The sequence below is a fragment of the Pandoraea sputorum genome, from assembly GCF_000814845.2.
In the GTDB taxonomy this organism is placed as follows: Bacteria; Pseudomonadota; Gammaproteobacteria; order Burkholderiales; family Burkholderiaceae; genus Pandoraea; species Pandoraea sputorum.
In genome coordinates this window covers 801,062-816,711 of record NZ_CP010431.2, presented here as the reverse complement: position 1 = coordinate 816,711, position 15,650 = coordinate 801,062, and the positions used below count along the sequence as shown (strand labels likewise).

The 15,650-nt window shown below is 62.9% G+C and carries 12 protein-coding genes; 6 read left to right on the top strand and 6 right to left on the bottom strand.

The window, feature by feature from the left end; all coding sequences use genetic code 11:
- The first annotated feature begins 60 nt into the window (after positions 1-60).
- On the top strand, positions 61-1,446 hold the full coding sequence (locus NA29_RS03715; RefSeq protein ID WP_039395886.1) for an amino acid permease: 1,386 nt from the start codon (positions 61-63) through the stop codon (positions 1,444-1,446).
- 116 nt (positions 1,447-1,562) lie between these two features.
- The gene (locus NA29_RS03710) at positions 1,563-2,759 is read left to right on the top strand and encodes an amino acid aminotransferase (RefSeq protein ID WP_039395884.1); all 1,197 of its coding nucleotides are present in this window, start codon (positions 1,563-1,565) and stop codon (positions 2,757-2,759) included.
- 87 nt (positions 2,760-2,846) lie between these two features.
- Here the strand turns inward: NA29_RS03710 and NA29_RS03705 are convergent, their stop codons facing one another.
- Positions 2,847-3,674 (bottom strand): alpha/beta fold hydrolase, encoded by an 828-nt coding sequence (locus NA29_RS03705; protein WP_039395882.1) that lies wholly within the window; start codon positions 3,672-3,674, stop codon positions 2,847-2,849.
- 278 nt (positions 3,675-3,952) lie between these two features.
- Between NA29_RS03705 and NA29_RS03700 the strand changes: the two genes are divergently transcribed.
- Positions 3,953-4,672 carry a glutathione S-transferase N-terminal domain-containing protein gene (locus tag NA29_RS03700; protein WP_039395881.1) on the top strand — a complete coding sequence of 240 codons (720 nt, stop codon included), beginning with the start codon at positions 3,953-3,955 and terminating at the stop codon, positions 4,670-4,672.
- A gap of 216 nt (positions 4,673-4,888) precedes the next feature.
- Here the strand turns inward: NA29_RS03700 and NA29_RS03695 are convergent, their stop codons facing one another.
- From NA29_RS03695 to NA29_RS03675, 5 genes are all read right to left on the bottom strand, one after another.
- Positions 4,889-6,094, bottom strand: a complete 1,206-nt coding sequence (locus tag NA29_RS03695) for an NAD-dependent formate dehydrogenase (RefSeq protein WP_039395880.1) — start codon at positions 6,092-6,094, stop codon at positions 4,889-4,891.
- 166 nt (positions 6,095-6,260) lie between these two features.
- Positions 6,261-7,124 carry a class I SAM-dependent methyltransferase gene (locus NA29_RS03690; protein ID WP_039395879.1) on the bottom strand — a complete coding sequence of 288 codons (864 nt, stop codon included), beginning with the start codon at positions 7,122-7,124 and terminating at the stop codon, positions 6,261-6,263.
- A 172-nt stretch (positions 7,125-7,296) separates the two neighbouring features.
- On the bottom strand, positions 7,297-7,803 hold the full coding sequence (locus tag NA29_RS03685) for a GNAT family N-acetyltransferase (protein ID WP_039395878.1): 507 nt from the start codon (positions 7,801-7,803) through the stop codon (positions 7,297-7,299).
- 62 nt (positions 7,804-7,865) lie between these two features.
- A complete protein-coding gene (locus NA29_RS03680) occupies positions 7,866-8,777 on the bottom strand; it encodes a LysR family transcriptional regulator (protein ID WP_039395874.1) in 912 nt (303 codons plus the stop codon).
- Positions 8,778-8,941: 164 nt separating this feature from the next.
- Entirely contained in the window at positions 8,942-11,485 is a 2,544-nt protein-coding gene (locus NA29_RS03675; protein WP_371328969.1) for a penicillin-binding protein 1A, read from the bottom strand.
- 196 nt (positions 11,486-11,681) lie between these two features.
- Here NA29_RS03675 and NA29_RS03670 point away from each other — a divergent pair, with 196 nt between their 5' ends.
- The 3 genes from NA29_RS03670 (at position 11,682) to NA29_RS03660 (ending at position 15,608) form a co-directional block, all read left to right on the top strand.
- Entirely contained in the window at positions 11,682-12,383 is a 702-nt protein-coding gene (locus tag NA29_RS03670; protein WP_039402249.1) for an OmpW/AlkL family protein, read from the top strand.
- 322 nt (positions 12,384-12,705) lie between these two features.
- Entirely contained in the window at positions 12,706-13,215 is a 510-nt protein-coding gene (locus tag NA29_RS03665) for a DUF2946 family protein (protein WP_039395869.1), read from the top strand.
- Positions 13,216-13,415: 200 nt separating this feature from the next.
- Positions 13,416-15,608, top strand: a complete 2,193-nt coding sequence (locus NA29_RS03660; protein ID WP_231965132.1) for a TonB-dependent receptor family protein — start codon at positions 13,416-13,418, stop codon at positions 15,606-15,608.
- The last annotated feature ends 42 nt before the right edge of the window (positions 15,609-15,650 follow it).

Sequence of the window (15,650 nt, the reverse complement as noted above, 5' to 3'; positions counted from 1 at the left end):
TCACCGCATGAAAACAGAGAAGCGCGTCGCGTGAATACGAAGGTAGGGTAAGGAACAGACATGTCCGCCAACGCAGCAAAAGATGGCTCGCTCCACCGCGGCCTGAAGAATCGTCACATCCAATTGATCGCGCTCGGCGGCGCGATCGGCACCGGCCTCTTTCTCGGCATCGCCCAAACGATCAAAACCGCTGGCCCCTCAGTCTTGCTGGGCTACGCCATCGCAGGCGTCGTCGCGTTTTTCATCATGCGCCAACTCGGTGAAATGGTCGTGGACGAACCCGTCGCCGGGTCGTTCAGCTACTTCGCCAACAAGTACTGCGGTCAGTTCGCGGGCTTCGTCTCCGGCTGGAACTACTGGGTGCTTTACGTCCTCGTCTCGATGGCCGAACTCTCCGCCGTCGGGATCTACGTTCAGTACTGGTGGCCCGGCATTCCCACGTGGGTCTCGGCACTCGTTTGCTTCGGCGTCATCAACGCCATCAACCTCTCAAGCGTGAAGTCGTATGGCGAGATGGAGTTCTGGTTCTCCATCGTCAAAGTCGCCGCCATCGTCGGCATGATCGGCTTCGGCGGCTATCTGCTCTTCTCCGGCAATGCAGGCCCTGAGGCGAGCGTGGCCAACCTGTGGCAGCACGGCGGCTTCTTCCCGAATGGCGTGTCCGGCCTCGTCATGGCGATGGCGGTCATCATGTTCTCCTTCGGCGGGCTAGAGCTGGTCGGCATTACGGCGGCCGAAGCGGACGACCCGTCGCGCAGCATTCCGCGCGCGACCAATCAGGTCATCTACCGCATTCTGATTTTCTACGTCGGCGCACTCGGCGTGCTGCTCTCGCTGTATCCGTGGGAGAAGGTCGTGTCCGGCGGCAGCCCGTTCGTGCTGATCTTCCATGAACTGAACAGCAACTTCGTCGCGCACGTGCTCAACGCCGTGGTGCTGACCGCTGCGCTGTCCGTCTACAACAGCTGCGTGTACTGCAACAGCCGCATGCTGTACGGTCTGGCCGGTCAGGGCAATGCGCCGCGCGCGCTGCTCAAGGTCAATTCGCGTGGCATTCCGTTGGCCGCTCTCGGCGTCTCGGCAGCCGCGACGGCCGTGTGTGTGGTGATCAACTACTTCATGCCGGGCAAGGCGTTCGAACTGCTGATGGGACTGGTCGTGTCGGCCCTGATCATCAACTGGGCGATGATCAGCGTGATCCATCTGGCCTTCCGTCGTGCCAAGGCGCGCACGGGCGAGACCACGCGCTTCAAGAGCCTCGGCTACCCGCTCACGAACTACCTGTGTCTGGCGTTCCTCGCAGGCATTCTGGTCGTGATGTATCTGATCCCGGATCTGCGCATCTCCGTGTATCTGATCCCGGTGTGGCTGGTCGTGCTGGCCGTCGGCTACCGTCTGCGTCAGAAAAACGCGGCAACGCCGGTCCCGGTGAGCGCAACGCGCTAAATAAGTCAACGCCGCACGCCGGGCTTTCAACGCCCGGCGTACACCCGGCAGTGCCGCACTAGCGGTATCATCGGACGCTACCCCATCGTTATTCCATCGCTACTCCAGGAACTGCCATGTTCGAACACATCGATGCCTATCCCGGTGACCCGATCCTCTCGCTCAACGAGAATTTCGCGAAAGACCCGCGTACCAACAAGGTCAACCTGAGCATCGGCATCTATTACGACGACGCTGGCCGTCTGCCGGTCATGAACGCGGTTCGTCAGGCCGAAGCGCTGCTGCTGGCCGAAGTCGGGCCGAAACCCTATCTGCCGATGGCTGGCTTTGCCAACTACCGCGACGCCGTGCAAGGTCTCGTGTTCGGCGAAGACTCGCCCGCGCGCAAGAACGGCAGCATCGCCACCGTGCAGACGCTCGGCGGCTCCGGCGCCCTGAAGGTCGGCGCGGACTTCATCAAGCGTTATTTCCCCGGCTCGCAAGTGTGGGTGAGCGATCCGACGTGGGATAACCATCGCTTCATCTTCGAGCGCGCTGGCTTCACCGTGAATACGTATCCGTATTACGACGAAGCGACCGGCGGCCTGCAATTCGAAGCGATGGTCGACGCCATCGACAAGCTGCCCGCACGTAGCGTCGTGCTGCTGCACGCTTGCTGCCACAACCCGACCGGCGTCGATCTGAACGACGCGCAATGGGTACAGCTGATCGAAGTGCTCAAGAAGCGCGAACTGCTGCCCTTCGTCGACATGGCGTATCAGGGTTTCGGCGCGGGCATCGACGCCGACGCCTTCGTGATTCGCGAACTGGCGCGTCAGGGCCTGCCCGCATTCGTCGCCAACTCGTTCTCGAAGAACTTCTCACTGTACGGCGAGCGTTGCGGCGGCCTGTCGGTCATCTGCGAATCGTCGGAAGCCGCCGATCGCGTGCTGGGTCAGTTGACGAGCGCCGTGCGCTCGAACTACAGCAACCCGCCCACGCACGGTGCAAAGATCGTCGCCAAGGTACTGAGCACGCCGGAACTGCGCAAGTCGTGGGAAGACGAACTCGCGGCCATGTGCCAGCGCATCACGCGTATGCGCGGCGCGATTCACGACGGTCTGCGCGGCCACGTGCCGGACACCATGCTCTCGCGTTATCTGGAGCAGCGCGGCATGTTCACGTACACGGGCCTGACGGCCGCACAGGTCGACGTGCTGCGCGAAGCCCACGGCGTCTATCTGATCCGCTCGGGCCGCATGTGCGTGGCCGGTCTGAACGAGAGCAACGTCGCCGTGGTGGCCGATAGCATCGCTAAGGTGCTTAACGGCTAAAGAGGCTGAAACGGCTGAGTTTGCACTCGCAGAGGTAAGAAAAGGGACGGCAATTGCCGTCCCTTTTTCATTGGCGTGATGAAAGCCTTACGACGCCTGCTTCAGGAATTCCAGAAGATCGGCGTTCACCTTGTCCGCCTCGACGGTGCACATGCCGTGCGCGCCGCCCGGGTAGATCTTCAGCGTCGCATTCTTGACGATCTGGGCGGTGAGCTTGCCCGAATCGTCGATCGGCACGATCTGGTCGTCGTCGCCATGCAGCACGAGCGTCGGCACGTCGATCTTCTTCAGGTCTTCGGTGTAATCCACCTCCGAGAACTCCTTCACGCACAGGTACTGGCCGAGGTGCGAACCCCACATGCCCTGCGCCCAGAAGGCGTCGATCACGCCCTGCGACTTCTTGGCGTTCGGACGGTTGTAGCCGTAGAACGGCACCGCCAGATCCTGATAGAACTGCGAACGATTCGCTGCGACATTCGCGCGAATTTCGTCGAATACGCCGATGGGCAGGCCGCCCGGATTCTTGTCCGACTTGAGCATGACGGGCGGCACAGCGCCGATGAGCACGGCCTGCGCCGCGCGCTTCGTGCCGTGACGTCCCAGGTAATGCGCGACTTCGCCACCACCGGTCGAATGGCCGACGAACGTGGCGTTGCGCAGATCGAGATGCTCGACGAGGGCGGCAAGGTCGTCTGCGTAGGTATCCATATCGTTACCGGTGCCAGGCTGGTCGGAGCGGCCATGACCGCGTCGGTCGTGCGCGATCACACGATAGCCATGCTGCACCAGAAACAGCATTTGTGCGTCCCAGGCGTCGGCGCTCAGTGGCCAGCCGTGGGAGAACACGACCGGGCGACCCTTGCCCCAGTCTTTGTAGAAAATCGCGGTGCCATCCTTCGTCTTGAACGTGCTCATGGTGTCATCCTTGAGTGAGGGAGGGTTCGTGCACCGGCAAGAAAGCCAGCGCGTGCGAGGCTTTTAATTTAAGGCGTCAATGAGCGCCGTTACAAGGTGAGTTTTTTTGATGTGTGCGTGAATGACATTCATGAACCCTACCTCATGGCTGTCATGAAGTACGAAGCTTTTGCCCGTCGGCACAACGACGGTGCACGCGCCAGCACGTCTGCACGCTTAGCGTTATATTGGGCGTCCCGCGGCGCTGTTGGCCGCTCATCCCCAATGCGTCGATCCCCATGTCCGATCAATCCACCGAGTTGTCCCAGTTTCCGATCACGCGCAAGTGGCCTGCCACGCACCCGGAACGTCTGCAACTGTATTCGCTGCCCACGCCCAACGGGGTGAAGGTGTCGATCATGCTCGAAGAAATCGGGCTGCCGTATGAAGTGCATCTGGTGAATTTCCAGACCAACGATCAGCTCACGCCGGAATTCCTCTCGCTCAACCCGAACAACAAGATTCCGGCGATTCTCGATCCGAACGGTCCCGGCGGCAAGCCGCTGCCGCTGTTCGAATCCGGCGCGATCCTCTGGTACCTCGCGGAGAAGACCGGCAAGCTGCTGCCCGTCGATCCGGCTGCGCGTTACGAGACGCTGCAATGGGTGATGTTCCAGATGGGCGGCATCGGTCCGATGTTCGGCCAGTTGGGGTTCTTCAACAAGTTCGCGGGCAAGGAGTATGAGGACAAGCGTCCCCGCGACCGTTACGTCGCCGAGTCGAAGCGCCTGCTCGCGGTGCTCGATGCGCGTCTGGCCGCCCATCAATGGCTGATGGGCGACGAATACACCATCGCCGATATCGCCACGTTCCCGTGGGTTCGCAACCTCGTCGGCTTCTATGAGGCGGGCGATCTCGTTGGCTTCGATCAGTTCAAGAACGTGCAGCGCGCACTGGGCGCATTTGTGGCGCGTCCGGCGGTGATTCGCGGGCTGGAGATTCCGAAGCGCCCTGCCTGAGCGTGACATGACGTGACGTGATGTGCGACATCAAAAAAGACCGGTGCATCCTGCTGAAGACGCACCGGTTTGAGATCGCGATGTTGCACGAGGAGGTACGACCCCGCCGGACGCCGGAACGACGACCCGGCGGGTACAGCCAGGAACTGCAAAAGAACTACCGGAACAACGTTGCTGCAGTGAATCAGCAAGACCGATGCGCACGTATGAAGGGCATCAGGCCGACTTCTTGAAGCGAGCGGCTTCTTCCGAACCGCCCGTGGCGTTGCCTGCGCTGTACGAGTGCGCGCCCACACCGGCAAGCTTGCCGTTCTGCACGATCAGGTACTCGTTGCGGATCGGACGGTTCTCGAAGTAGCACTCCAGAATTTCACGCGTGCCGGCGGCGTAACGCGTCTGCGCCGACAGGCTCGTGCCCGAGATGTGCGGGGTCATGCCGTGGTGCGGCATGCTGCGCCACGGGTGATCGGCCGGCGCCGGTTGCGGGAACCATACATCGCCACCGTAGCCTGCGAGCTGGCCGCTTTCGAGCGCCGCCGCAACGGCGTCGCGGTCGCACAACTTACCGCGCGCCGTGTTGATCAGGTAGGCGCCGCGCTTGAAGTGCTTCAGGCTGTCGGCGTTGATCATGTGCTCCGTTTCCGGGTGCAGCGGGCAGTTCAGCGTGACCACGTCGCACGCCTTGGCGAGGCTCTCAAGGCTCGTGTGATGCGTGAGGTTGAGTTCCTTCTCGACCGATTCCGGCAGACGGTGACGATCGAGGTAGTGCAGATGCGTGCCGAACGGCTTCATCAGGCGCAGCACGCGCAGGCCGATCCGCCCTGCCGCCACCGTGCCCACATGCATGCCTTCCAGATCGTACGAACGCTCGACGCAGTCGGCGATGTTCCAGCCGCCCTTGAGCACCCATTGATACGACGGCAGGTAGTTACGCACCAGCGCCAGCGTCGTCATCATGACGTGTTCGGCCACGCTGTTGCTGTTGCAGTACGTCACTTCCGCGACGGTGATGCCGTGCTCCATGGCGGCTTGCAGATCGGTGTGATCCGAGCCGATGCCGGCGGTCACGATCATCTTCAGCTTCTTCGCACGCTTGATGCGCTCGGCCGTCATATAGGCAGGCCAGAACGGTTGCGAAATAACGATTTCGGCGTCGGCCAGTTCGCGGTCGAGCACGCTGTTGTCACCGTCCTTGCTCGACGTCACAACGAGTTCGTGACCGTTCGATTCCAGGTACTTGCGCAAGCCCAGTTCGCCCGACACGCTACCGAGCAACGCGCCCGGCTGGAAGTCGATGGCACGTGGCGTGGGCAGCGTCTGGCCATCGGGGTAGCACTCGATCTTCGGCAGATCGTCGCGGGCGTACGTCTTCGGGTAGCCGGTAACGGGGTCGTCATACAGAACACAAACAATCTTGGCCATGGTGTCTCACTCCTGAATGGTTATCTGCAAGATGTCTGCTTGGCGACGCTTGTCGTCGCTGCATTGAGGCCAATGATCGGTGTATGCGTTTCGTCTGGAAAATCGTTCCGGTCGATCGGTTGATCGGCGAAACCTATCAAAGCGATGTGCCCAACGTGCGATCGCGTCAGACGTCGCCCGATGGTGCGCGTGCCGAAAGGTGCCAGCACGCCGAGGTGAAGCGCACCTCGCCCTGCGCGACAAATGGGGCGTAGGCGTCGACGACGGCGTCTACGACAGATTCTCGTTTTGCCGGATCGAGACCGGCGAGCGCCAGTCCCACCGGCCCGAGACGCGACGCGTAATCGCGCAAGTCGGCCTGCGCAAACGTGCAGTCGAATTGCACGGGCTCAAGCCGGACATCCCCCCACCCTGCCGAAGACAAGATGGCCGCGACGCGCTCTCGATCCGCGAAGCCGAACTGTCCCGGAGCCCCTGGCTGTCGGGGCGGCAGTCCACAGAGCAACGGCGCGGCGGTGCGCTCGGCCACGGTCATGAAGGGATTCTCCGACGGCCCTCGCCATACGAGCGTGTGGAGCGCTGCGCCCGGGCGGGCCGACGCGCGCAGATTCGCGAAAGCGGCGATGGGGTCGTCGAAGAACATGACGCCAAGTCGCGAGACGATAAGATCGAAGGGCGCTTGCGCGAACACGTGCGTCTGCACGTCGGCGCAAAGAAACTCGACCGGCGCACGCGCATGTGCTGCGCGTGTACGCGCCGTCTCGATCATTGGTGCTGAGATGTCGGCCCCCGTGAGTCGCCAGGGATGACCCAGCGCGGTAGACAGCGCGAGCGTAGCGCCGCCGGTGCCGCATCCGACGTCGAGCAAGCGCCCCGAAGGCGTTTGTTGCGCAACGTCGCGCGCGCGGTCGATAAGGAACCTCGCGAGCGGCACAAACATCTGGTCGAGCGCGGCACGGTTGTCCACCCATGCACTGCCCGAACGGCCGTTCCATAGTTCGGACTGATCGTGATTGGCGTTTTCGGTCATTGGCTTCCCTCATGTCGATACGATGAAAGCACATGCCGGTAAGGACGTCGCTCGATCCCCACGATGTCCCAAACGTCACCCGGCATGACGCATCTCACGCAGTGTGGCAATTCAAGTTGACTTTAGGTCAAGGGATTTTTGCCGGGTCACGTGCAAGAGCGCTGTCGACGGCTCAGGCGGTGGCGTTGAACGCGTCGTGGTAGGCGACTGTGCCGCTCGGCATCGGGCCGTCGAAATGCGTCATCTGAAAATACTCGGCGGGCACGTCCGGCAAACGCAACGACGGGTCTGCGCGAAAACCGAAACGTCCGTAGTAAGACGGCTCGCCCAGCACGACGCAGCCGGCCGCATCGAGTCGACGCAGCGCGTCGAGCGCCGCGCGCATGAGCTGGCTACCGACGCCCTCGCCCTGGCGCTCAGGAACGACCGAAATCGGCCCGAGACCGTACCACCCTCGGGCACCATCGCTGATCGTGACCGGAGAGATCGCCACGTGCCCCACGATGGCACCGCGATCCTCTGCCACGAGCGACACGCTCAGTTGTCCGGCGCGACGCAACGCCGCGACGATGAACTGCTCCGTATGCGCGGTATGCGGGGCGTTCTGGAAGGCGGCGACGGTCAGCGCTTCGATGGCGTCGACGTCGGCAGGGGTTTCGTTTCGGATCTGTAGGTTCATGGCGGCATTGTATGCCGCACAGGCGGGAGCAAGATGCGCCAATGCGAGCCGCGCGGGCCGTGCTATGCGGGCAGCAAAGCATCCAGCCGGGTTTGCAGATCCACCGAACGGAACGCGGCGATGGCGGCGTCCAGCAACGGAGGACGAGGCAGCCGCTCGCGCAGAATGAGACCGATCTCGCGATGCAGCGCCGGTTGCAACGGCACGGCGTGCAACTCGTCGCGCATTTCCGCCAGACATAGCACGCTGTGGGGCACGATGCTGAACAAGCCCGCGCAGCGCACGTGCGCGTACAGCGCCATCAGCGAATCCGTTTCCACGCGCGGCGACGCCGACGTGCCCGCGCGCGCCAGCGCTGCATCGATCCCCTGACGGCACTGCATGTTGCTGGTGAGCAGACACAGCGGCAGCTTCGCCGCTTCATGCCACGACAGTGACGTGCGTCCCGAGAGCGCCGACTCGTCGCGCGCGATCAGCACGTAGCGCTCGCGGAACAGGGGGATGGTTTCGAATTCGCGCAGACGTGGATCGTCGAGATAGCTCAGGCCGATGTCCAGATCGAGTTCGGAGAGTTGGCGCAACGCCTGCGTCGCAGAGAGCGTATAGACCTCATGGCGCATACCGGGGAACTCGCGCAGACACGCGTCGGTGAGCAGAGGGACAAGCGGCAACGCGGTGGGGATTGCGCCGATACGCAGGCATCCGGTGACCTCGCGGCGGCTCGCACTGGCCTCCTGACGCAAGCCTTCGCAGTCGGCCAGCACCTGACGCGCCCACGCCAGCACCCGCTCGCCCTCCGGGGTGAAGCCTTCGAAACGGCGTCCGCGTCGCACGATCGGCAGGCCGAACTCTTCCTCGATGCTTCGGATCGCGCCGGAGAGCGTCGGTTGCGACACATTGCACAGCTCGGCTGCGCGACGAAAGTGCTGCGCCTGGGATAGCGCCACGAGATAGCTCAGTTGCCGGATGAACATCGCTTGCGTCCCCTCCTCTTATCATCGGCCCCCAAAGGGACGCCAATGCTGCGGGCGACACTTGCCGTCACCGCTATATTTTCATGAATATAGCGCAAGCCATGACACGCCAGTCATGAGAAAGTCGCATAACTGTTATGGAAAATCCGCCCGGTGGCGATCGGTTACTGTGCGGGGGCCGGGCTTTGTGGTGCGGCCGTTGGGGACAGCATGATCCCGCCAGGCGACGTTGACGGTGTGGACGGCACCGACGGTGTGACCGGTATCGATGCCCCACCCGCCCCCGTCCCGGACGAACCTCCCGGTCCGTTCCACTCGCCAGGCACGCCCGGGATGGTCGTACCTTGTGAGGCACTCGCGGGTTGCGTGTACTGGGGCTGCGCGAGCACAGCGGATGCGACCGGCACCGGCAACGGGCCGCTGTCGCTGGCCGCTTCCGGCGTCAAGACCGACGGTGCTGGCGCCGGTGCAGGAACCGGGGTCGGCTGACGCTTCACCGGCGCTTTGGGTTTGGGCTCAGGTTGCTTCGCGAAGAGGCCCGTCACCCACGCCGAGGCGCGCGTCCACCAGTCGCTGTACCAGTGGTGATTGTCAGGCGCTTCGAACTTCGCGCTGCCGTCGATGACCTTCGCGCGCAACGCACGCGAGAAAACATCCCCGACAATCGGCAACGCGCTGTGCGCGCCCTGCCCCCAGTAATCGCTGCGCAACGTGATGCGGCTGTCGTTGAAGCCGACCCATGCCCCTGCGACCAGTTGCGGCTGCATCAGAATGAACCAGCCGTCCGCGTTGTCTTGTGTGGTACCGGTCTTGCCAGCGACGTCGGCCCGAATGCCGAAGCGCGTGCGAATCGCATTGCCGGTTCCGCGATTGATGACACCGCGCATAGTGTCGAGCAGCGTGTAATCGTCGTTCTCCGAGAGCGCGCGCTCAGGTCTCGCCGGTGAGAACGTCGCGAGCACTTCGCCTTCGCTGTTCGTGATCTCGGTCACCATCGTCGGCTCGCGGTATTCGCCGCCATCGGCGATCGTGCCGTAGGCCGCGACCATCTCCTTGAGCGAGACGGGACTCGTGCCCAGCGCCAGCGACGGCACCGGATCGAGTTTGCTCTCGCGCACTCCCATCGCGCGAGCGAGGCCGACCACCCGCGACGGTCCGACATCCTGCATCAACTGCGCCGTGACGGTATTGCGCGATTGCGCCAGCGCGTCGGCGAGCTTCATCGGCTTGTTCGTCGGCGTGGTGTCGTCGCTGGGTCGCCAGATTTCGCCGCCTGCGAGCGGAATCTCCACGACCTGATCGACGATGGTGTCGTCCGGCTTGCGTCCCTTGACGAAGGCCGCGCCATACACAAACGGCTTGAACGTGGAACCCGGCTGACGACGCGCTTGCTGCACGTGATCGAACGGGTCGGTCGTGAAGTCACGGCTGCCGACCCACGCGCGGATTTCGCCGGTGCGCGGATCGATGGCAAGGAAACCGGCTTGCACGCGCGTCTTCGTCGTGCGCAGGTTCTGCATGAACGTCTTGTCGGCGAACAGACGCTTCATCGCCGCTTCGGGCGCTTCGCCCCCGGCCACGGCGTTGCGGTATTCCGCCGTCTCGCGCACGAACGACTGCACCAGCGCCGTACTGTCGCGCCAACCGCCGCGCGCCGACCAGTTCGCGTCGGCAATGCCCTGCAATTGATTCGCCTGACGCGTGAGCGCCTGCGTCGCCATCGACTGCAAGCGAGCGTCGATGGTGGTGTGCACCACCAGACCGTCGGAGTAAATGTTGTAGTCGTGGCGATCCGCCCAACCGATGAGCCACTTACGCAATTGCTGTGCGAAGTGCGGTGCGGGCCCCGGCTCTTCCGTCTGACGTTCGAAGTCGACGCGCAATGGCCGCTTTTGCAGCGCCGCGAGCTTCGACGCATCGAGATCGCCGAACTTCACCATCTGCGCAAGCACCGTGTTACGGCGTTGCAATGCGCGCTCGGGATTGATCACCGGGTTGTAATAGCTGTTGCCCTTGAGCATGCCGACGAGCGTGGCGGCTTCGACAACATCTAACTGATCGGCAGACTTGTCGAAGTACGTGCGCGCGGCCATTTCTATGCCGTACGCGTTGTACAGGAAGGGCACCGTGTTCAGATACGTCTCGAGAATCTCGGGCTTCGTGTACAGCGCCTCGATCTTGAGCGCGGTAATCGCTTCCTTGAGTTTGCGAGTGAGCGTCGGGGCGCGGCCGATGTCGTCCGGGTACAAATTGCGGGCGAGCTGTTGCGTAATTGTCGAGCCACCCTGACGGTCACCGGAGAACGTGCGCAGCGCCGCCCCCGCCGTACGCTTCAGATCGATGCCGTGATGCTCATAAAAGCGATGGTCTTCCGTCGACACCAGCGCCTTGACGACGTTGGGCGAGATATCTTTCAACGCCACCCACTCGCGATTCGACGGCCGGAACTCGGCGAGCAGCTTACCGTCGGCGGACAGGACCTGCGCAGGCTGGTCGACTTTCGCCCGACGGATGTCGCGAATACTCGGCGTGAACGGAATCAGGATCAGTGTGTAAGCGACGAGCAGAGAAGGCAGCGCCGCCATGGCGATCAGCACACCGCGACGCGTAGGATGGCGCAGGTGATGCCAGGCGCGCGCCGCATACGGGGACAGCGGTTGCAAAAGGCGGAGACCCCGCCGGCCTGCTTGGGCGACGGCATGCAGCAGCGAAGAAAACAGCGACGAAATCGGGCGCTTCACGATGGGGGAATGCGTGGCAAAGTCCGCATCCTACCAAAACCGTGGCGCGCGACAGTTTGTCGCATCACACGTGCGCGCTGTCTCTGTCTTGACGCGCATCAAGTTCCGCAGCGCATCGTGCTTCTACCATCGGTCGTGCTCACACACGACTTTGGACAACATCATGAAGCACTCCCTCGGCGCCACGGCTCTCGCCGCCGCACTGGCGACCGGTGCCGCCCTTTTCAGCGCATCCGCATTCGCACAAAGCACCGCACCGGCCACCGATAATCCGGCCACCACGAAGACCTTCGGTTTCATCAAGGACAGCTCGCAAGGCATCTATGCTGGCGACATCCTCGCGCGCGTGCGCGCCATCGGCATCCTGCCGGACTCGCATGCGAGCGGTAGCGTCCTGCCGACGCTCGGCGTCACCGTCAACAACGCCATCGTGCCGGAACTCGATTTCACTTACATGATTCTCGACAACGTCGGCGTCGAACTCATTCTTGGCATGTCGCGCCATCAACTCACGTCGAACCTCGGGCATCTCGGCGGCGTGAACGTGCTGCCGCCGACACTCCTGCTGCAATACCACTTCAATCACGCAGGGAAAGTGCGTCCCTATGTTGGCGCGGGCATCAACTACACGCGCTTCTGGAACAGCAACCTGAATGCGGGCGGTACGCCCATCTCGATCAAGAACCACAGTGTCGGACCGGCGCTGCAAGCCGGTGTGGACATCCAGATGACGAAAAACCTCTTCTTCAACATCGACATCAAGAAGATCTGGATGAAGACCGATACGTCGCTCGCGGGCACCGACCTCGGCACGTTGCACATCGACCCGCTGATCGTCGGCGTCGGCGTTGGCATGAAGTTCTGATATCCGGGGTGGGGCGCCACGTGCCGGGGGGCCGTGGCGCTCCTTTTTTTGGTTCCATCGGACGATGCGGCAAATTGTCGCGTCGTCCCTACATGAAAACGCAAAGCATTTACGCCCCTCGACAACACCCCCTACAATGCCTGCTTTCCCGAGAGCCGCCTGATCCGCGTCTTTGCCGCGTTTTTGCGTTCGTGGCAACCCACGCGGTTAGCTGATTACGTGATGACCTTATGACGTAATCGTGGGACGCTCTCGCGGGCTGATCCGTCAGACAGCCCGGCGATTCCCTTATTTTTCGTCTATCCGTTTAATCCGGCCCAGCATGCGCAAGCTTCGTCAGCATCGCGTCGCAATCGGGATCGCCTTGCTGGCGATCCTGCTGGCTGCGCTCATGCCCGCGATTGCGCAATGGCGCGCCGCGATGCAGACGGATCCGTTCGCGGTCTACTGCACGGTGCAGGGCACGCAGGCCTCGCTGGGCACGAACACCACGCCGCGCGTCGACGCCCAACGCGAACCTGTGTACGACGGCCATAGCGGCCATGACGAAGCGCAAGCGCCGCCTGCGCCTACCCCCGCTCACGTCCAGCCCACGGGTCTGCACAGCGAGCATGGCAACGACGGCCACTCGCTCGACTCCGCAGATCACTGGGAGAAGTGCGGATATTGCGCCTTGTGGACGCATCAGCCGCTCGTCACCACCGCTTTCCATCTCCCCCCGCCTGCCGCGCCGGCTGGTATCGTTGCCGCCCCCCAGGCTCCGCTGCCGCATTTCCCGCGCGCCCGTTTCTCCGACGCCTTAGCGCGCGCGCCACCGCTCCTCGCCGTCTGATCCTCCCGACTTCCGGCCATTGCCTGTCAATGCCGGCGGCTACTGTCGAACCCGTTTTGCTCTGCCTGCCTCCCGGCCTGCCCCGACGTTCGCGCTCGTCTCGCGACCGCGTGGCTCGCCGTACGTGCCTGGCCGACAACGGACGCGTTCGACACTCACGATCATCAGGCGGCCGTCATCCGGTCGCGAGAGAGACATTCATGTCACGTTTCATGACGCAGAAGCCGTTGCAAGCGGCCATCGCGCTCGCCTTCGCCTCGCTGGGCAGCGCAGCACACGCACTCACCTCGAACCCCGCAGCTTCGGTCGCCTCGGCAGGCGCCGCTGCAGTGAATCCTGTGGCTCCGTTGTTCGTTGCCGCAGCAGACACATCCCCGGTCGCCACGACGGCCGCACCAACCGCCACGTTGCCCGTCACCAACGTGAGCGCCCCTGCAGAGTCGCTCACGTCTCCCAGCGTGGAGGAGCAGAAAGCTAACCTTTTCCAGACGGCTGGCTCCGTCGGCTTCGTCGACGCCGACAGCTACCAGAACACCTACGCGTTCAACCTGCGCGACGTGCTCAAAGACAGTCCCGGCGTCTATGTCCAGAACCGGTACGGGCAGGAGCTACGCGTGTCGATTCGCGGTTCCGGCATCGCTCGCGGTTATCACGTACGCGGCCTCGAAATCCTGCAGGACGGGATTCCCACCAACTCGGCCGACGGCAGCGGCGACTACTATCAGATCGACCCGATGGGCCTGCGCTCAACCGAGGTCTACAAGGGTGGCAACGGCCTCACCTACGGTTCGACCACACTGGGCGGTGCGCTGAACTTCGTCACGCCCACGGCCTACACGGCAGAGGCCCCCAACCAATTCCGGCTCGAAGGCGGCAGCTTCGGCACCGTTCGCGCGAGTGGACAGATGTCGCGCATCTTCGGGCCGCTCGACGCACTCGCGACCGTGACGCTCAACCGGTCCGACGGCTATCGCGATCACGCGAAGGGCAACTACGCCCAGATCAACGCAAACATCGGCTACAAATTCTCGCCGCGCGTGGAAACGCGTTTCTTCTTCGGCGCCTACATCGTCGATCAGAAGCTGCCGGGCACATTGTCGCTGTTCGACGCGCTCAACAATCCCACCAAGGCGGCGGCCTCCGCGGTCTCCGGCGATCAGGCACGCAACACCCGCACCGAACGTCTGGGCAACCTGACCACGATTCGTTTCGACGTCGGCCAGCTCGACATCGCGTCGTGGGTCATTCACAAGAGCCTGTATCACCCGATCTTCCAGGTCATCGATCAGGATGGCTGGACCTACGGTGTAGCCCCCCGCTACACGGCGAACCTGACACTCGCGGGCATGCGTAACGACCTTATCGTGGGCGCGCGCTTCTTCGGCGGCAATACGAAGGCCGATCAATACATCAACGTGAACGGTAATCGCGGTGCGCAGACGCTCGACTCCCGTCAGAGCGCTTACAACTACGAGGCGTATTTCGAGAACCGTCTGTTCTTCCTGCCGACGCTCGGCCTCATGATCGGCGCCAAGGCGTACCGCGACGTTCGTCAGTACATCGATTACGGCGGTGTGCCGGGCGACGTCAACTATCGTTCCACCAGCGCCGCCTACTCTGGCGTGAATCCCAAGATCGGACTGCTCTGGGAGCCGCGCAAGGACATTCAGGCGTTTATCGACATCACCCGCAGCGCAGACGTGCCCGATTTCACCGATCTGTCGCAGACGTTCGGGGCGACATCGCGATTCGTGCCGCTGGCATCGCAACATGCGTGGACGATCGAAGTCGGCACACGCGGCAAGCTCGATCGCGTAGCGTGGGACGTCACCGCCTATCGTTCGATGGTGCGCGACCAACTGCTCCAGTACACGACGTCTCCCGACATTCCAGCGTCGACCTTCAATGCGAACAAGACTGTGCTTCAGGGTCTCGAAGTCGGCGCGTCCGTCGACCTGTTCAAGAACGTGGCGGCCACCGGCGACCGCGCGACGTTGACGCAAATCTGGAACTACAGCGACTTCCGCTTCCGTGACGATCCGCAATACGGCAACAACCGCATTGCAGGCGTGCCGACCAATGTGCTGCGTACAACGCTCGGTTATGCGCTGTCGAACCGATTCCAGATCGCGGCGTCCCTCGACTGGGTGCCCACTGGCGCGTGGGTCGACTACGCCAACACGATGCGCGTGCCCAGCTACACACTGATCGGCTTGCAAGCCTCGTATCTGATCCAGCGAGGCGTGACGTTCTACGTCGATGCGCGCAATCTGACCGACAAGCGTTATGTGTCGGATTTCAGCACCGTCACCAACGCCCGCACGGCCAACACCGCCGTGTTCTACCCGGGCGACGGCCGCAGCGTGTTCGCGGGTGTTCGCCTCGCGTTCTGATCACCCTTGATCAAACCCTACGCGCGCTCGGAAGGACTTCGG

Coding starts and splice junctions, on each gene's coding strand:
- NA29_RS03715 (WP_039395886.1), top strand. CDS start 61: ATGTCCGCCAACGCAGCAAAAGATGGCTCGCTCCACCGCGGCCTGAAG.
- NA29_RS03710 (WP_039395884.1), top strand. CDS start 1,563: ATGTTCGAACACATCGATGCCTATCCCGGTGACCCGATCCTCTCGCTC.
- NA29_RS03705 (WP_039395882.1), bottom strand. CDS start 3,674: ATGAGCACGTTCAAGACGAAGGATGGCACCGCGATTTTCTACAAAGAC.
- NA29_RS03700 (WP_039395881.1), top strand. CDS start 3,953: ATGTCCGATCAATCCACCGAGTTGTCCCAGTTTCCGATCACGCGCAAG.
- NA29_RS03695 (WP_039395880.1), bottom strand. CDS start 6,094: ATGGCCAAGATTGTTTGTGTTCTGTATGACGACCCCGTTACCGGCTAC.
- NA29_RS03690 (WP_039395879.1), bottom strand. CDS start 7,124: ATGACCGAAAACGCCAATCACGATCAGTCCGAACTATGGAACGGCCGT.
- NA29_RS03685 (WP_039395878.1), bottom strand. CDS start 7,803: ATGAACCTACAGATCCGAAACGAAACCCCTGCCGACGTCGACGCCATC.
- NA29_RS03680 (WP_039395874.1), bottom strand. CDS start 8,777: ATGTTCATCCGGCAACTGAGCTATCTCGTGGCGCTATCCCAGGCGCAG.
- NA29_RS03670 (WP_039402249.1), top strand. CDS start 11,682: ATGAAGCACTCCCTCGGCGCCACGGCTCTCGCCGCCGCACTGGCGACC.
- NA29_RS03665 (WP_039395869.1), top strand. CDS start 12,706: ATGCGCAAGCTTCGTCAGCATCGCGTCGCAATCGGGATCGCCTTGCTG.
- NA29_RS03660 (WP_231965132.1), top strand. CDS start 13,416: ATGTCACGTTTCATGACGCAGAAGCCGTTGCAAGCGGCCATCGCGCTC.